This window comes from Acinetobacter sp. BWR-L5 (genome assembly GCF_039655985.1).
Taxonomy (GTDB): Bacteria; Pseudomonadota; Gammaproteobacteria; order Pseudomonadales; family Moraxellaceae; genus Acinetobacter; species Acinetobacter johnsonii.
In genome coordinates this window covers 76294-94378 of the sequence record NZ_JAGFEV010000009.1, presented here as the reverse complement: position 1 = coordinate 94378, position 18085 = coordinate 76294, and the positions used below count along the sequence as shown (strand labels likewise).

At 39.9% G+C, this 18085-nt stretch carries 16 protein-coding genes; 9 read left to right on the top strand and 7 right to left on the bottom strand.

The window, feature by feature from the left end; all coding sequences use genetic code 11:
- The first annotated feature begins 305 nt into the window (after positions 1-305).
- The 3 genes from JZ787_RS15200 (at position 306) to JZ787_RS15190 (ending at position 4724) form a co-directional block, all read left to right on the top strand.
- Positions 306-2108, top strand: a complete 1803-nt coding sequence (locus JZ787_RS15200) for an acyl-CoA dehydrogenase C-terminal domain-containing protein (RefSeq protein WP_078425693.1) — start codon at positions 306-308, stop codon at positions 2106-2108.
- A gap of 197 nt (positions 2109-2305) precedes the next feature.
- Complete coding sequence (locus JZ787_RS15195; RefSeq protein WP_346312742.1) at positions 2306-4087, top strand: acyl-CoA dehydrogenase C-terminal domain-containing protein; 1782 nt, start codon at positions 2306-2308, stop codon at positions 4085-4087.
- A 139-nt stretch (positions 4088-4226) separates the two neighbouring features.
- A complete protein-coding gene (locus JZ787_RS15190; RefSeq protein ID WP_004983586.1) occupies positions 4227-4724 on the top strand; it encodes a phosphate-starvation-inducible PsiE family protein in 498 nt (165 codons plus the stop codon).
- 70 nt (positions 4725-4794) lie between these two features.
- Here the strand turns inward: JZ787_RS15190 and JZ787_RS15185 are convergent, their stop codons facing one another.
- Positions 4795-5250 carry an RcnB family protein gene (locus tag JZ787_RS15185; protein WP_346312741.1) on the bottom strand — a complete coding sequence of 152 codons (456 nt, stop codon included), beginning with the start codon at positions 5248-5250 and terminating at the stop codon, positions 4795-4797.
- A gap of 194 nt (positions 5251-5444) precedes the next feature.
- Here JZ787_RS15185 and JZ787_RS15180 point away from each other — a divergent pair, with 194 nt between their 5' ends.
- A complete protein-coding gene (locus tag JZ787_RS15180) occupies positions 5445-5897 on the top strand; it encodes a hypothetical protein (RefSeq protein WP_333640540.1) in 453 nt (150 codons plus the stop codon).
- Positions 5898-6005: 108 nt separating this feature from the next.
- Here JZ787_RS15180 and JZ787_RS15175 read toward each other — a convergent pair whose 3' ends face one another.
- Both JZ787_RS15175 and znuD read right to left on the bottom strand, forming a co-directional pair.
- Positions 6006-7469: a phospholipase D family protein gene (locus JZ787_RS15175; RefSeq protein ID WP_346312740.1), complete on the bottom strand. Its 1464-nt coding sequence runs from the start codon at positions 7467-7469 to the stop codon at positions 6006-6008.
- Positions 7470-7608: 139 nt separating this feature from the next.
- Complete coding sequence (gene znuD, locus JZ787_RS15170) at positions 7609-9684, bottom strand: zinc piracy TonB-dependent receptor ZnuD (protein ID WP_346312739.1); 2076 nt, start codon at positions 9682-9684, stop codon at positions 7609-7611.
- Positions 9685-9822: 138 nt separating this feature from the next.
- Here znuD and JZ787_RS15165 point away from each other — a divergent pair, with 138 nt between their 5' ends.
- The 5 genes from JZ787_RS15165 to JZ787_RS15145 all read left to right on the top strand — a co-directional run bounded on the left by JZ787_RS15165 (position 9823) and on the right by JZ787_RS15145 (position 15030).
- A complete protein-coding gene (locus JZ787_RS15165; RefSeq protein ID WP_346312738.1) occupies positions 9823-10587 on the top strand; it encodes a DUF4184 family protein in 765 nt (254 codons plus the stop codon).
- Positions 10588-10738: 151 nt separating this feature from the next.
- Positions 10739-12523: an aspartate--tRNA ligase gene (aspS, locus tag JZ787_RS15160; protein ID WP_004697728.1), complete on the top strand. Its 1785-nt coding sequence runs from the start codon at positions 10739-10741 to the stop codon at positions 12521-12523.
- Positions 12524-12842: 319 nt separating this feature from the next.
- Positions 12843-13727: a lysophospholipid acyltransferase family protein gene (locus JZ787_RS15155; RefSeq protein ID WP_346312737.1), complete on the top strand. Its 885-nt coding sequence runs from the start codon at positions 12843-12845 to the stop codon at positions 13725-13727.
- Positions 13728-13879: 152 nt separating this feature from the next.
- Positions 13880-14098 (top strand): hypothetical protein, encoded by a 219-nt coding sequence (locus tag JZ787_RS15150; protein WP_004983573.1) that lies wholly within the window; start codon positions 13880-13882, stop codon positions 14096-14098.
- 11 nt (positions 14099-14109) lie between these two features.
- Positions 14110-15030 (top strand): capsular polysaccharide synthesis protein, encoded by a 921-nt coding sequence (locus JZ787_RS15145; RefSeq protein ID WP_346312736.1) that lies wholly within the window; start codon positions 14110-14112, stop codon positions 15028-15030.
- Between the two features lie 22 nt (positions 15031-15052).
- Here the strand turns inward: JZ787_RS15145 and JZ787_RS15140 are convergent, their stop codons facing one another.
- The 4 genes from JZ787_RS15140 to JZ787_RS15125 are packed head-to-tail and all read right to left on the bottom strand — an operon-like array spanning position 15053 to position 18085.
- Positions 15053-15883, bottom strand: coding sequence for a glycosyltransferase (locus JZ787_RS15140; protein WP_218289226.1), 831 nt, complete (start codon positions 15881-15883; stop codon positions 15053-15055).
- Positions 15880-17031, bottom strand: coding sequence for a dTDP-4-amino-4,6-dideoxygalactose transaminase (gene rffA / locus JZ787_RS15135; RefSeq protein ID WP_308469529.1), 1152 nt, complete (start codon positions 17029-17031; stop codon positions 15880-15882). The genes JZ787_RS15140 and rffA overlap by 4 nt, the downstream gene beginning before the upstream one ends.
- A 29-nt stretch (positions 17032-17060) precedes the next feature.
- Positions 17061-17501, bottom strand: coding sequence for a MaoC family dehydratase (locus JZ787_RS15130; protein ID WP_218289227.1), 441 nt, complete (start codon positions 17499-17501; stop codon positions 17061-17063).
- 17 nt (positions 17502-17518) lie between these two features.
- Positions 17519-18085, bottom strand: a complete 567-nt coding sequence (locus tag JZ787_RS15125; protein ID WP_218289228.1) for an acyltransferase — start codon at positions 18083-18085, stop codon at positions 17519-17521.

The window sequence follows — 18085 nt, the reverse complement described above, 5'->3', positions numbered from 1 at the left end:
GCCACTTTAAAAAGCATAAATATATAAAAAAGGCGCAAATTGCGCCTTTTTTATTGGACATAACTTTTTACGCTTTTTGACTATTTATGTCATGCCAAAAGTAGCAAAACTGTTTACACTCAGTGCACTTAGCGATTTTGAATAATATTTATTTGACTTTACAGTCACCAAGAAAAGCACCTGAACCGCTTGTACCAAATTAGAAGATGTTGCACGATTAAGTTATTCCAATCCGTGTCAAAGAAGACACGTTTTTATGTTTATTAGGATTATAAGCTGGTTAAACCAGTATTGAGGAAACCGATATGCCACAATACAAAGCGCCCTTACGTGATATGCAATTCGTACTGCATGAGCTATTGAATGCAGAAGAACACTATTCTAAATTGCCTGCATTTCAGGAAACCGTAAGCCGTGAATTGGTTGACCAATATTTAGAAGCTGCTGCAGATTTCTGTGAAAACGAATTGTCTCCAATCAACCAAAGCGGCGACCGCGAAGGTTGTACTTGGAATGATGGCGTTGTTACAACTCCAACTGGCTTTAAAGAAGCGTATCAAAAATATATCGAACTTGGCTTCCCGTCTCTTTCTGCTGAAGAACAATACGGCGGTCAAGCATTACCTGTTTCTTTGGGTAACGTGATTTCAGAAATGGTCGGTACTGCAAACTGGGCATGGGGCATGTACCCAGGTCTTTCTCATGGTGCAGTTCGTACTTTAGAACATCACGGTTCAGCTGAACAAAAAGATGCTTACTTACCAAACCTTGTTTCAGGTGTTTGGACAGGTACGATGTGCTTAACAGAATCACACGCTGGTTCTGACTTGGGTATTATCCGTACTAAAGCTGAGCCACAAGCTGACGGTAGCTATGCAATCACTGGTGAGAAAATCTTTATCTCAGCGGGTGAACATGACATGGCTGAGAACATTGTTCACATTGTACTTGCTCGTCTTCCTGGCGCACCTAAAGGCACCAAAGGTATTTCTTTATTCATCGTACCGAAGTTTAACTTAAACGCAGACGGTAGTGTGGGTGAGCGTAACGCGGTGCGTTGTGGTTCTATCGAACACAAAATGGGTATCCATGGTAACTCAACTTGCGTAATCAACTTTGACAATGCAAAAGGTTTCTTGATTGGCCCTGAAAACCGTGGCTTAAACTGCATGTTCACTTTCATGAACACCGCACGTATTGGTACTGCTGTTCAAGGTCTTGCTGCATCTGAAGGTGCATTCCAAGGTGCATTAACCTATGCGAAAGACCGCTTGGCAATGCGTTCTTTAACAGGTCCTAAAGCACCAGAAAAAGAAGCCGATCCAATTATTGTTCACCCTGCTGTTCGTAACATGCTGTTAACTCAAAAAGCATTTGCTGAAGGTGGTCGTGCACTTGTTTACTTATTGTCTCTACATGCGGACGTGGTTGAGCAAGGTGCAACGGAAGAAGAGCGTAAATCTTCTGACAACATCTTGTCACTCCTTACCCCAATTGCAAAAGCATTCTTGACTGAAACAGGTTCTGAATCTGCAAAACACGGCGTTCAAGTGTTTGGTGGTCACGGCTTTATTTCAGAGCATGGTATGGAACAAATCGTTCGTGATACACGTATTGCGTGTCTATACGAAGGGACAACTGAAATCCAAGCGCTTGACTTGTTAGGTCGTAAAGTTTTGGGTACTCAAGGTGCAATGTTGAAAGACTTCACTAAGATTATTCACAAATTTGTTGAAGCAAACAAAGACAATGCGGCAATGAAAGAGTTTGTTGAACCTCTTGCTGCTCTAAACAAAGAGTGGGGCGACTTAACCATGCAAATTGGTATGAAAGCAATGCAAAACCCAGATGAAGTGGGTGCTGCTGCGGTCGATTACCTCTACTTCTCTGGTTATGTAACGCTTGCTTACCTATGGGCACGTATGGCACTTGTTGCACAAGAAACATTGGCTGCAGGTACAACTGACGTTGACTTCTATAATGCGAAAGTCACTACAGCTCGTTTCTACTTCAAGAAGATTCTTCCACGTGTTCGCTCACACGTTGATGTGATTGCTGGTGGCGTAGAACCATTACTCGCATTAGATGCAGAGCACTTTGCATTCTAAGTAATTAATAACTAATTCGATATTCGAAATAGTTGTACTCTTGAGTACAGAAATGAAAAAGGACAGTCATAGCTTTGGCGGTCCTTTTTCTTTATAAATAGAGCGTTATTTCGCTTGGGTCATTTAACAACACTCTCCGTTGTTAATTAAGCTGTCCTAAGTCTACAGAGATTCAAACAATAAACAGGTGAACGAACATGCCAATTTATAATGCCCCACTTGCGGATATGAAATTTATCCTCAATGACGTTTTCAATGCAGATCAGTTCTGGCAGTCTAATGAAAATCTAGCTCATGTAGACAGTGCGACGGCTGAAGCGATCCTCGAGGAAATGGCTAAATTTGCGCAGAACGTAACCCTGCCTTTAAACCGTACAGGTGATGAAGAAGGCGCAACTTTTAGCAATGGCGCAGTGACTACGCCTGCTGGTTTTAAAGAAGCGTTTAAGCAATATGCTGAAGGCGGCTGGATTGGCTTAGCGGCTGATGAAGAATGGGGCGGTCAAGGCATGCCAAAAATGCTGACGGTTCTGGCAGATGAAATGCTGTTCGCAACTAACCCATCATTCATGCTCTACCCGCTTCTTTCTGTCGGTGCTGGCATGGCTCTGAACAGCTACGCATCGCAAGAACAAAAAGAAACCTATTTACCTAAAATTTACTCAGGCGAATGGTCTGGGACCATGTGTTTAACTGAGCCTCATGCAGGTACAGATTTAGGCATTATCAAAACTAAAGCTGAACGCAACGAAGACGGTACCTATAACATTACAGGGACTAAAATCTTTATTACTGGCGGTGACCACGACTTAGCTGAAAACATCATTCACTTAGTTTTGGCAAAAACTCCTGATGCACCTGCGGGTTCACGTGGTATTTCATTATTCATCGTGCCTAAATTCCTAGTGAATGCAGATGGTTCTGTAGGCGAGCGTAATGCGGCAGGTCCAGGTTCAATTGAACACAAAATGGGGATCAAAGCGTCTGCGACTTGTGTAATGAACTTTGATGGTGCCAAAGGTTACTTGGTCGGTAAAGAAAATGAAGGCCTTGCGGCAATGTTCGTGATGATGAACTACGAACGTTTGTCAATGGGTATTCAAGGTTTAGGCGCATCTGAATTTGCCTACCAAAATGCGGCACAGTACGCAACAGATCGTCTACAGGGTCGTAGCGCTTCTGGTGTTCAATCGCCTGCTAAACCTGCAGACAGCATTTTAGTTCATGGTGATGTACGTCGTATGTTGCTGAATGCACGTGCGAACAATGAAGCATCTCGTGCATTTGCAGTTTACGTGGGTCAGCAATTGGATATCACTAAGTTCTCAACAGACACTGAAGCGGTGAAAGCAGCCAATGACCGTGTTGCATTGTTAACCCCTATTGCAAAAGCGTATTTAACCGATACTGCATTTAACGCAGTAATTGATTCACAAATGGTCTTCGGTGGTCATGGCTATATTCGTGAATGGGGCATGGAGCAATGTGTACGTGACTTACGTATTGCACAAATCTATGAAGGCACCAACGGCGTTCAGTCTCAAGATTTAATCGGTCGTAAAACCATTAAATGTGGTGGTGCATTCATCGCAGACTACATTACTGAAATCCGTGACTTTGCTAACGGCTTAGATGCAGACCTAAACTTCATTAAAGATGCAACACTCGATGCAGCAACTGAAGTGGAAGAAGTGACCAAGTATGTTCTTGAACGTGCTGCTGAAAGTGCAGAGTTCCCGAATGCTGCGGCAGTAGATTACTTACATGCAGTCGGCCTACTCAGCTTTGCCTATATGTTTGCAAGAATTGCCAATGCTGCAAAAGCCAAAGATGGTGACTTCTATCAAAATAAACTGGCGCTCGCAGCTTATTTCGCTCAACGCATTTTGCCTGAAATCGACTTACGTATTGCAAAAGTAAAAGCAGGTGCAGAAGTCATCATGAACTTCTCTGAAGACTACTTCACCAGCCAAGCTTAATCGCTTAAACACTGAATAAAAAACGCCTGCTTCGTCAGGCGTTTTTTTATGGCTCAGCTTTATTTTTGCTTTTATACGTCATGTGCATGAAATTTGCTTATGATGCAATAAACCACCATCAACATATCAGGAGGCAGCCATGACTAACCGTGACCCCAAAATAGAGAAAATAGAAACCCTCCTCGATAAACTGGGCAATACTGCAGTAGAAAGCTTTCACTATGTGGCTTTATTTATTATTGGCTGTATGGTGATTTGGTCGGCAGGACATACCGTTTATGAGATCCTGACCATTAAACAATATGCCTCAATTGATGATATTTTATTGTTATTCATCTACTTAGAACTGGGTGCAATGGTTGGTATCTATTTTAAAACCAACCACATGCCTGTCCGCTTTTTAATTTATATCGCCATCACCGCCCTCACCCGTCTTTTAATTTCCGATATCCAGCATGACCACAAAGCTGATATGGATTTGGTGATTATTACGGGTTCAATTTTAATTATGGCAATTGCAATTTTGGTGGTGCGTTATGCATCGTGGAATTATCCTTCAGTAATTCGGGATAAACATGCCGACAAGCCTTTACCTGAAGGGAAAACACCACGCCCACAAGATGATGAACTCGCTTAATTCTTTATTGACCACTAAAAAACCCTCCATCTAAACAACGGAGGGTTTTCTATATCGATCAAAGATTCATTTATTTTGAATCTGGTTCTAAGGCGTAGCGTCCATTTTCATAGATCCAGTGCATGCCTTCAGGTGGGTCTGGCAATCCCAAACGTCGCCAATCCGTAATCAACACATAATCACGGCTTTCAATACTGGAGTCGCCATCCCCATACACATAGCTATTGGTTTCCTGACTATAGGTTGAATAGCTGGGTGCTCGGTAAATAATACTCACACCCGGTCGCATCGGATATCCGCCATGTGGTGGATGGTGTGGAGGTGGTCTGTGATGAGGGGGCTCAATTTGAGGCGGTGATGTAGGTCTGGGCATTGCTCCTTGATACGGCCCAGCATAGGTTGGGAAACGCTGCGTTTGCGAAGTCAGCGGTTTTCCATAATAACGCGTCGCTGGTTGAGCAAAACTCAGTACAGGACATAAGCTGAGTAAACTTATTCCATAGATTATTTTTAAATATTTCATCATCTTCCTCCACTGAGGTGAATATTATTATTTTAAACCTATTTTATGGATAAAAAATGTACAAGTTATCAATTTTAGATCACTGGCCGTTATCACCACTATAAGGTTTGAAGCAGGATTTCTTTGAAAAGCAAAAAATCGTATATGTTTTCAGTTTATACTTAATCTTTGTTTATAAATGTATTGGATGAACAATCGTGGCTGAATTAAGTTTTGATCGACTCTATGAATATTTTGCAAAAGTGCCCAGTATTCAAAAAAATCTGATTGATGCTTATGGCACAGATGGAAAAAGTGCATGGTGGTTTAAGTTTCAAATTGATGTAGATCATCCTTTGGCATGGCAAACGGTACAAGAGTTGGGACATGTACTGAACTATATTTCTAAAAATGAGCGCCTACCGACGCAGTTTTTACCTGTGTCACCGCCGCCGTATATGAATGGTGAAGCCAAGCAATTCTTGGCATGGGTCATTCAGTGTAACCATCCTGATTTTCCACCTGATGTCATTTGTGACTGGTTAGAAGCACGCCTACCAAGCCCTGTAGAAGATATTGAAAAATGGAAAATCAAAACTGATCTGCATGAACTCGATAAGATGACCGATAAAGATTTGGATGAGATCATCCCGCCAAATCCTGAACAGTAAAATCTTAAAAATTAAATCTCCCTAAATCCCTCTTTAAAAAGAGGGACTTTTCATCTTGCACAATAGAGGGAGTGCCGCTTTTCATGAAACGGCAAAAGGAATTCGAAATTAAAATGTCGATAAACCACTCCACTCCATAAAGCGGTATAGCCCATATTTGAGTTTCGACTCATCTTTATATTGCTCGTAGCCCACACTCATTTGACGACCATTTAAGTTCAACCATGCCCCATCAAAATATTGCTGTGCATCTGTAAACACCGCTGCATTAGACTGGCCAATCACACGCAAATTGGTCTCTAAGTTATAATTCTTCAAATTCCGTGCGGTAAAATTTGCAGAACCTAAAATAAGCTCTGCTTCTTGCACATGGCGTTTTAAAATCATTTTGCTATGACACTGCTCTCCTTGTGTATTACACCACCGCACTGTAATACCAGCATCGTTAAGCTCAGATGCAACTTGACGGTTCGGAATTCCATTCTTTTGACGACCAAATGCATCTTTATTTGGGTCAAGTAAAATCCGAAGTTTAACGCCGCGATTCTGTGCATCTTTTAAAGCATTGATAATTTGACGCTCAGATAAATAGAACATCGCCAAATCAATCTGATCATTGGCTTTTGCTGTATTCAACAAGTTGAGTGTTGCATCTAGGATTGCTTTTTCAGTCAGCACCTGTACCTGCGGCTGCGATGGAATTCCTGCAATTTCGCCCAAAATCACCATCGGTACATCGCCCTGAGACATGTGAGCCACGGTTTGCTCTGTTTTCAAGACATCAATTGCGGTATTGCCTGTCACCAACAGCGCCACATTGGAATGTCGCGAACTGCCATCATGCGGATTCGCAGATGTGACCAAGGTTTTCCAACCTTCCGCGGTATCGACCACCAATGTTTTGCGATGATTGGCTTTAAAGTTAAATAAGTTTAAATAACTACGTAGGGTAATTTTTTCATCCCCAAACGGGTTTCTTAACCAACCGCCGTCGGGATTATTGCCTGCATTTTGACAACAGATATACCAAAAACCTGACCAAATAGGGTTAGAAGCACGTAGCGGACGTAAATCGGTTTCAATCACATCCACGCCTGCCTGACGCAATTTACGGTAATGCTCAGGTAATAGCCCGCCATACACTGAGTTAATCGGGTCAGTGATGACTCTGATTTCAATATTCGGATGTAAGCTGCGCTTGACAATCAACGCATCGGTCAGCTGCCGAGTCAACGCCCGTTGTGATGCTTGAGATGTCCCCACTTCATTATTAAACAAGAACATATCCAACACAATCGTGGTTTGCGCATCTTCAATCAGTTGAAACACTGTGTTGAAAATATGATGATCTTGTTGCTGTTTGCCTTGTACATCGATGTAGGTTTGATCTGCAATAAATTTGACATCGGCATGACGTAACTTGCCAGTATAGTCCAGCCCATCAGGCAGTGGTTTAACGCTATGGTAAACTGCAGACGTTAAATAAGTCAGAGCCAATAAACCCACCACGACACCGACATAACGGGTCGATGTCCAGTTGAGCTTTTGATGTAATTTTCGAAAGATACGCATAACAAAAAACCTAATCCAATATACTCAGACTAGGTTTTATTGTTTTATTTTTCAAGAGGATTTCTGTTGTCAATGTTTTGGCAACCTCTCCCTAAACTCTCATTTAAGGAGAGGTTGGGTTGAAGCTTGAAATAGCACCTTAGAAACTAAAGTCGAGTCCGACCGTGAAGTTACGCCCCACTTGTGGAATGGTCGATAAGAACGAAGTATGCGAATAAACCGTCTCATCTAAGAGGTTATTGGCTTTGAAATACACGCGATAGTCATTGCCCTGCATATACTGACCATTATACGCCAAGCCGAGATTCACCATGTTATAGCCCTGTGTTTCCGTCTCATAGCTTGCAATTCGATCTTGCTCAAACACATGGTAGTACTCTGCCGTTCCTGACCACGTGTCACTAAAGTTCGCATTCACTTTTGTTCCTAAACGGCCAGCAGGCACCCGTGGAGCATTTTCATTGTCAATTTTGCCACGTACATAGTCACCAAAGACACTCATTTTATAAACATCATTGATAGCATAAGAGGCTTCTGCTTCAGTCCCATAAAAACGCGCTTTGTCTTGGGTGTAGTCTACCAAGCGGAAGTTTTTGTAACGATAAGTTGTTTGAGCATAAATGTAGTTGTCATACCAATTGTGGTAAACATGAACATGATAATCAATTTTATCCGTATCGTAATGGAAACCTAACTCTAGGTTATTGGACTTTTCGACATCCAGATTTTCATTGCCGCGCTCATAGGTATTGGTTGCAAGATGCTTACCATCAGCATAAAGCTCTTGTGCCAAAGGTAAACGCTCTTGATGTGACCCGACCAAAGACAGTTTATAGTTCGGTGCAAACATCCAATTCACAGCACCCGAATAGGACACGGCATAATCATCATAGTCTTTTCGATCTGACTCAATATCAATCGTCTGCTGATCGACACGCGCCCCTAACTCAAAATGGAAGTCATTCCACTGCTTGTGTTCTACACCAAACACGCTCCACTTTTGCGTCTTGGTCGGTTCTAAAATAGACTCTTCACCCGTGATATCTAGTTTTTGTTGATTGTACTGTACGCCAACCACACCTTCCCAATCCGCAATCGGCTGATGCACCAGTTCTAGACGCGCATCATAACCTTTACTTTTAAAAGTGGTTGCAACGCTATCACCTTCAATTTCATCATGTCGGTAGTCGGTATAACTGGCATGGGCACGCAACTTCTCAAACCCTGCAATCGGATTTAAAATTTCTGTACGGAAGTCATAACGCTCCGACTTTAAGTCAACCCAAGGGCCTGCCTCATGTTCGTCATGCGCATGGTCCTGTCCTGAGTGATCATGTTCGTCCGTATGTCCATGATTATCGCTTCCGTCACAGTGCAAATGATCATCATGCGGATGACAGCTCTCATATTCATGGCTATGCCCAGGTAAACCGTATTGATCTTGACGGTTGGTATAGGCAATACCCGCAAAACCACGCTCACCAATCCATGAACCACCAACACTGACAGTTTCACCTTTGGCAAAGGTATTTCCGACACGACGTTCTTTTTCGAGTTCCCCCTCATGCTCATGGAAATAGTTCGGCGCAATATAGTCATTCGCTTCACGTTTTGAACCTTCAACCCGCAAAGCAAACTGACTGCCCAAAGCAACCGTCGCCCCAGCACTGGCCAACTTTTCATCACTGCCAGAGTTGTAGCGTAATCCCGCCGTACCTTCTAGACCTTTTTCAGGCATGCTGGTTGGAATTTTTTGATCGGTGACATTGACCAACCCACCCACGGTGCCTGCACTGTATAACAGGGTTGAAGGGCCACGGATGATTTCAATTTGCTTGGCCAAAATCGGATCGACCGTCACGGCATGGTCTGGCGATAAACTCGAAACATCGGCTGTTTCTGAAGCATGTTGTAAAACTTTCACGCGTGGGCCATCTTGACCTCGAATCACGGGTCGACTTGAACCTGAACCATACTGATTTGAATATACCCCCAACTCATCGGCCAAAGCATCCCCAATGGTCGGTGCGCGTTCTTTTAAACTTTTTTGCCCGATGACCTGATCGGCGACTGCAAAATCAGCAGCGGTCTGAACGAGTGGATGTGCTTGGCTGGTCAACGTTTCAAGTTGTTGTGTTGTTGTGTCATCTGCAAAAACGGCAGGTGCGACCACCGCCAAAATAGAGAGCGTTATCAAATTTTTATGGAAAGCCATGGAACTCACTCAAGCGTACAATTTTTGAATATTGTTATAATATAACATTTCAAATTCATTGCAATAAAAAACATTCCAATCGCAGAAAAAAGATAAACTGCCCTATCCATCTAAGTCGATGCCAACGCCAACAGATCAATGCCCTTTACCATTTCACATGCCGTTCTCGCGCCTCCTCTAGCCAAACTCAGTGGTGCCCGTTTACCGATTGCTGCCATTGCTATTGGCAGCATGACCCCTGATCTTTATCGACTGTTTACACAAGCCAATTCAAATACTACCCACTACTGGACTTCACTGATCCATCCCGATCTTTGGATTGGACTCAGTTTTTGTGTCTTGTGGTACGCGCTATTACGGCCCTGTTTTTATCGTTTTTTAGGCATTCAGCATGAATTAAGGCTGAGCAGTATGCTGCGTTTTTTTAAATTTTCTGTGGCCGTTATTCTCGCGATCCTGCTGGGTACAGCAACGCATCTGTTATGGGACGGACTCACCCATGCTGACTTCCGCACCTTGTTTGGACATGCATTTTTAAGCCAAAAGATCTCTTTGTTAGGGCACTACTATCCGCTACACCGCATTTTACAAATTGGCACATCGGCACTGGCCCTCCCCTTGTTGGCGTGGATGTGTTGGCGTTATTACCAAAGCTATCAGCAACATTTTCCTGTGAGTTTAAAAATCAAACGCTTTGCGATGGGACTGTTCATACTCAGTCTTTTAGGCGGCTTAGTCAGTGTTTGGGACTATGCACGTTATATTCCCACGCATGTTTGGCAGTCAGACCTGTATTATTTTACTGGGCGAAGTATTAATGAATTTAGCCAAGTCGCTTTGCTAATTCTAATCTTTGGCTGCATTCTGTTTTTATTTTTAGATCGAGACTATCGTTTAGGCTGAATTTAGACCAACGCTTAAATGCTATTTCATGCCTTTTTTAAGCTATGCCTTGAGAGTCAATGCCCAAAGAGGCATAATCCTACCTTTATTTCTGGCGGTACGCTGTTTACGTATTCGCTACCTTTAGCCATATAGTTGGATTTTTAACGCCATGATGCGAACTCATTACTGCGGTTCTTTAACCGAAACTCAAATTGATGAAACAGTAACCCTCTGCGGTTGGGTACACCGTCGCCGTGACCACGGTGGTGTCATCTTCCTTGATATGCGTGACCGTGATGGTCTTGTGCAAGTGGTTATTGACCCAGACACTCCTGAAGCATTCGCAACTGCAGACAAAGTACGTTCAGAATTCGTATTAAAAATTACAGGTCGTGTACGTCGCCGCTACGCAGGCACAGAAAATGCCAATATGGTGAGCGGTCAAATCGAAGTTTTAGGTAAAGAAATCGAAGTTCTTGCTGCATCAGAAACTCCGCCGTTCCCATTGAATGACGACAACACCAATATTTCTGAAGAAATTCGTTTGAAATACCGTTTCTTGGACATCCGTCGTCCTGAAATGTTAGATCGTTTACGTTTCCGTTCTAAGCTAACCAACCTCATTCGTAACTATTTCGAAGACAATGGTTTCTTAGACGTTGAAACTCCAATTTTAACCCGTGCAACGCCTGAAGGTGCGCGTGACTACTTAGTGCCAAGCCGTGTTTCAAATGGTAGCTTCTATGCACTTCCACAATCACCACAATTATTCAAACAATTGTTGATGGTGGGTGGTATCGATCGTTACTACCAAATCGCAAAATGTTTCCGTGATGAAGACTTACGTGCAGACCGTCAGCCTGAATTCACCCAAATCGACGTTGAAACATCGTTCATGAGTGACGATGACATCATGGATTTAATGGAAACCTTGACCGTTAAGATGTTCAAAGAACTTCTTGATGTTCAATTCGATAAATTCCCACGCATGACGTATACAGATGCTATGCGTGACTATGCATCGGACAAACCAGACTTACGTATTCCTTTGAAATTGGTTGACGTTGCAGACCTGATGCAAGAAGTTGAATTCAAGGTATTCGCAGGTCCAGCTAAAGATCCTAAGGGTCGTATCGTTGCATTACGTGTTCCTGGTGCAGGCTCTTTACCACGTAGCCAAATTGATGAATACACGAAATTTGTCGGCATCTACGGTGCAAAAGGTTTAGCGTACATCAAAGTAAACGAGCTTGAAAAAGGTATCGAAGGTTTACAATCTCCAATCGTGAAATTCATCGAGCCAATCGTGCTTGATCTCTTGAAACGTGTTGGCGCAGAAAATGGCGATATCGTGTTCTTTGGTGCAGACAAAGCTAAAGTTGTGAACGATGCCATGGGTGCTTTACGTATTAAAGTCGGTCATGACTTGAAAATGTCGACTTGCGAATGGGCACCGCTTTGGGTGGTTGACTTCCCAATGTTTGAAGAAACAGATGATGGCAAATGGACTTCTGTTCACCACCCATTCACACTGCCTAAATCAAGCGTTGAAGATGTGAAAAATAACCCAGGTGCTGCGCTTTCTGTGGCTTATGACATGGTGTTAAACGGTACTGAAATTGGTGGTGGTTCACTGCGTATTCATAACCTAGAAATGCAAAAAGCAATTTTTGAAGCTTTAGGTATTGGTGAAGAAGAAGCAGAAGAGAAATTTAGCTTCTTACTCAATGCATTACGTTACGGTGCTCCTCCGCATGGTGGTTTAGCATTCGGTCTAGACCGTTTAGTCATGCTCATGACGGGTGGTGCGTCTATTCGTGATGTGATTGCATTCCCGAAAACCAAAACTGCTGAATGTCCATTAACGCAAGCGCCTGCACCAGTTGAATCAAATCAACTACGTGATTTAGGTATTCGCTTACGTGAAAAACCAAAAGCTGAAGAAACCAAATAATCTTTAGATTTTGATTAAAGAAACCCTGCCATACGCAGGGTTTTTTCATTCAAGACCAGACCATCCATTCCATAGATATTATTTTCGCTTCAAATTTTCCAAAATTTCTTTTGAACTTTTGATCTATCCCCCTTACAGTGATTCACGATAGTCTATATTTTATTGCAGCAGTTCTGGCACTGAATCACTCTATTGATTTATTCATTTATTTTGTTCTTAAGACGCTCATCTTTTTTTGATTCTATCTATCTTAGATTTTTAAGTCTCTTTGCAAAATTTTCTCTCATCTCATCTTTTCAAAAGATTTCTGAGTCAAAATATGGCTATTTATTATCTGCTTAAAATCATCTCACTTTTTCCATTGTCCTTTTTACAATACATCGCACGCGGAATTGCACACCTGCTTTACTATAGTGACTCTTCAATCAAGCGTATCACCACTATTAATCTGCAGTTGGCCTACCCTGAGCTCGACCCAATAGCACTCCAGAAACGTGTTCATCTCAGCATTCAAAGCCAGTGCCAGACCTATATTGAATTTTTAAAATGTTGGGGAATGCCACCACAATACAACCTAGATTTATTAAAAAATATTCAGGGGGAATCTGTTCTAACAGAGGCTTTAGCCAATAAAAAAGGCGTGATTGTGGTCATTCCTCATTTTGGTTGTTGGGAGCTGTTAAATGCATGGTTAAATCTCTATACGCAACCCATGATTATGTACAAACCCTATAAAATTAAAGGTGTTAATCGCTATATTTTAGCTGCACGGCAAAAGTTTAATGCAACCCTTGTTCCTACTGATGAAACAGGGATTCGTCAGATTTTTAAACACCTCAAGCAAGGTGGGTTAACTGTTGTTTTACCAGATCATCTGCCAAAACCGAGTGGAGGTATTTATTCATATTTTTTCCAGCAAAATACTTTGTCCACGACACTGGTCTCTAAAATGGCAGCTAAAACGCAATGCAATGTGATTGGATTAAGTTGTATTCGTAATGCTGACGCAACAGGTTTTGATGTGTACTGTACTGAGCTATCTCAAGATATTTTATCGACAGATCTACAGCTGTCGGTGGACAGTTTAAATCTTGCCATGCAAGACATAATTAACCAAGCACCTGAACAGTATATTTGGTCCTATAAACGTTTTAGAAATTGTTATGGCAATATCAATGCTTATCAGATACAGCCACCAATGTAGGCTCCACAAACTCGCACATGATCTCAAGCAGTTCGAAAGCAATAATTTATGTTATTTGCTAAAGGCCTGAATAGAATACTTTTATTCATTTGAGATCAATTCTCAGCAGTGGCATAATAGCGCACTGTTTTAGATAAGTTGTGAGCAACCAAATGGCTATGCGCCCTGAAGTCCGTCGTCGTGGTATTGTGCTAATTGTGTTTGCAATCGTACAATGGTTTTTCATGCGCTATATTCTAGACAATCAATTATTTAATTTAACCACCTATGACCGTATTGTCTTTTTCTGTGTAAGTAGCCTTGCGGGTGCTTTTGTCATTTTTGTCGGTTTAATTTATATGGTCTTAAAGGGAAATGCGGATAAGGAATAGGGTCTAAATATATGCAAACAATTTCGCCAAAAATATTTAGACAAGTTCAATTGATCAATAAATTGTTTAAAATTTCAAAAAAGCATTATTTTTTAAGAAGATTTTCAAACTTTTTATTCCAGAAAAAAACAGATTTAATTGTTCAGGAATTACAAAAATTACATCTCGATACATTAGAAACGTACAAAGAGAAACTATTAATAAATAATAACCCAAGCATCACTAATATTATTTGGGTATGCTGGTTTCAGGGAGAAGATCACGCTCCGGCTCTGGTACAAAAGTGTATCTGGAATCTAAAGCAATTTAATCAAGATGAATACACGATTAAAATAGTAACATTAGATAATTATAAAGATTTTATTGATTTACCCTCTTACATTGAAGAAAAATTTAAAAAAGGTATCATCTCTTATACACAACTCTCGGATATATTAAGATTTACCTTGTTAGCAACGCATGGGGGGGTATGGATTGATTCAACATATTTAACCCTGTCACCACTTCCCAAATACGTAACAAATCATTCTTTTTTTAGCTTAACTAGCGCTATTTTTCCTACCTACTCAATATCAAAAGGTCGTTGGGCTGGTAATTTTATAAAATTTGGTAAAAATGATTTCATTGCTTTGCTATTTAAAGACTTATTTTTCGAATATTGGAAAAATAACGATCAACTTATAGATTACTTTTTAATCGACTATTATTTCGAACTTTTATATCGAAATATACAATCTTTCCAAGAGAATCTTAAAAAACTACCTCAATATGGTGACAATCGCCATCTTTTAAATAGCATTTTATTTAAAGAGATTAATCAAATTGATAGTTCCAAGTTAGAAAAGGATATCTATAAAATATATAAATTAACCTATAAATTTAAGGCCGAAAAAGCAAATAAGCAAAAAACTTATTTCAGAGAGTATTTCTAAATACTCTCTGAAATAAGCCCATTTATTTAAAAAAGTTTCTCATAATAATACTTAACTTCAAAATTTCTTTAATAAAATTTGCGAAACGATCTTTATGTATCACTTTATAGTTGTATAAGTGATTATTTAACATTCTTTTTTTAAAATTATTTAACTGATTTTTTTCGGAAAACTGCTCAACTGTTTTAAATATTTTTTCTGATTTAGCTTCGCTAATTCTCCCATACAAATGACTTGTATCAAAAAAATATGTAGGCTTATCAACGTGCTCAAAATTACCCAAGTCACCAACTCGATACCAAAGCTCTAAGTCTTGCCACATGCAGAAACTCTCATCAAAACCAGAAACTTGTCGTAACGTTTTTGTTTCTGTAAAAATTTGATTACCAACATAGTTTGCAAAAAGGAGATCATCTTTCTTAAAGTATTTTTTAGAAAATAAACTATGCTCTTTTGCTTGATTACTTTTTTCACTTTTAATATTTGAAGTAAATAAAGCGATTGAGTCTTCTCTCTTTTTATTTACCCAATAATCTAGAAAGAACTCAAGGCGATGTGGTAAAAAATAATCATCATCATCTAAGCCTGTGATTAACTCACCTTGTGCTAAATTAATTGCAATATTTCGGCTGACGCATGCACCGCTATTTTTATCCTTAAAAAAATAGCGAATACGTGAATCTACTTTGGTCAATCCAACTAAAAAATCTTGTGTACCATCTGATGAGTTATCATCGACAATAATGATTTCAAAATTTTTATATGTTTGATTCTGTACAGACTGAACAGCCCTTTTTAAAAGCTCCAACCTATTATAGGTTGGTATATATACAGAAATTAGTGGTTCCATCATTCATCTGCACTAATTATAGTTTCAAAAAATGTATAAATCATTTTCACGACAGTTTCCTGTTGTTGATTAGAAATACCATACCATAAAGGCAACCTTAGCAATCTCTCGCTCTCTTTAGTCGTGAATTCATCAAGACCACAAAACTCAGAGTATTTTTCACCTGCGGGAGAGCTATGCAAGGGAACATAATGAAATGTAGCCTGAACACCGTTGTCTTTCAAATATTGGAGTAAACTACTTCTTCGTTTTATATCTTTAACTTTCACATAAAACATATGAGCATTATGCTTACAGTTTTCAGGAATTTGTGATAATTCTATTTTTGAGCTATATGTTAAGGGAACCAATTTTTCATAATAATAGTTCCATGCCTTTAAGCGCTCTTGATTAATATGTTCAGCACTATCCAACTGAGCAAATAAATAAGCAGCCTGAAGCTCACTTGGCAACAAACTACTACCAATATCACTCCAAGTATATTTATCCACCATACCTCTAAAAAACTGGCTACGATTAGTGCCTTTTTCCCTAATAACTTCTGCTCTTTCTATAAACCGTTGATCATTTATGAGTAATAACCCGCCCTCACCGCCACTCGTATAATTTTTTGTTTCATGAAAACTAAAAGCAGCTAAATGTCCAATAGTCCCCAATGCCTTTCCTTTATAGGTAGACATGACACCTTGCGCAGCATCTTCAACGACATACAAATGATATTTATGGGCTAAATCCATAATTACATCCATTTCACATGCAACACCTGCATAATGCACTGGAACAATCACTTTTGTTTTTGATGTAATTGCTGCTTCTATTTTTGTTTCATCGATATTCATTGTATCCGGACGAATATCTACAAAAATAATTTTTGCACCTCGTAAAACAAATGCATTTGCCGTACTTACAAAAGTATAGCTTGGCATAATGACTTCATCCCCCTCACAAATATCTAGCAATAATGCTGCTAGCTCAAGTGCATGTGTACAAGAAGGGGTTAATAAAGTTTTTTTACAAGTAAACGAGTCTTCAAACCATTTTTGACATAACTTCGAATACTTACCATCACCTGAGAGCTTTTTAGACTGGATGGCGTCTACAATCAATTTAGTTTCAGAACCTAATACTGGCGCATTATTAAAAGGAATCATCAATCTACCAATTCATTTATTATTTAGACTTATACACAAAATAGTGAGTGTTTTAATGTTGCTTCACCTATCAAAACTTTTCTACCAGACTCATCAGAAACAGTTGTTGCAAGTTTAACATTTCCTTTATCTTCATCGATTTGATTCACTACAATCTGAGCATAATATGTTTGATCCATAAATACTGGTGCTTTAAAATTCATAGACTGGTTTAAATAAATTGTACCAATACCAGGATAATCAGTGCCAAAGATCCTAGAAAATACACTCCCGACAAAAAAACCATGAACTATTGGGCTCTTAAAAAACGTCGTTTTTGCATATTCTTCATCTAAATGAATAGGATTAACATCGCCCGTTATTTCAGCAAACTTTTCCACATCATTTTTTGAAAACCTAAATTTATATACCCTTTCATAATTAAGAGCATTATGCATACATTGATTCGAACTAATAAATTCAAAAAACATGCTTAAATCCATTCATCCTAGTTTGTAATACTATTATTTAAATATTTAAGTTCTAGATCTAATAAATCTTTTTTCCGATCTTTAACTCTTTTTGCAGGATTACCAACATAAATCCCCCATTCCTGAGTGCTTTTATTCACTAGACTTAAAGCACCAATTGAACATCCATCAGCGATACAAACCCCAGGAAATACTATCGTACCTGCCCCTACAATTACATGCTTGCCTAAAGTGACTTCTCTTTTAGTTTCATTTTTATATTCCTTAGGTATCGTTGGGTTAGTCAAAGATGCTCCACTATAATCATCAGATTGTGTAAAAACTTGTACATGATAGGCTAACCCTGAAAAATCGCTAAAAATAATTCCCTTCTCACCACCAGCAACTAGACACATTGGTGCAATATGCACATTTCGACCTATGGTTACCTTCCCAGAAATAACACAAAAATCATCAATCCGCGAATGATCACCAATCGTTATTTGTTCGCAATTATAAATTGAAGCTTTATCACTAATTTTTACGTTTATGCCTAAATTCTTAAAACCCATTGCATTGAGTTGTTCTTCAGATAAATATGCCAC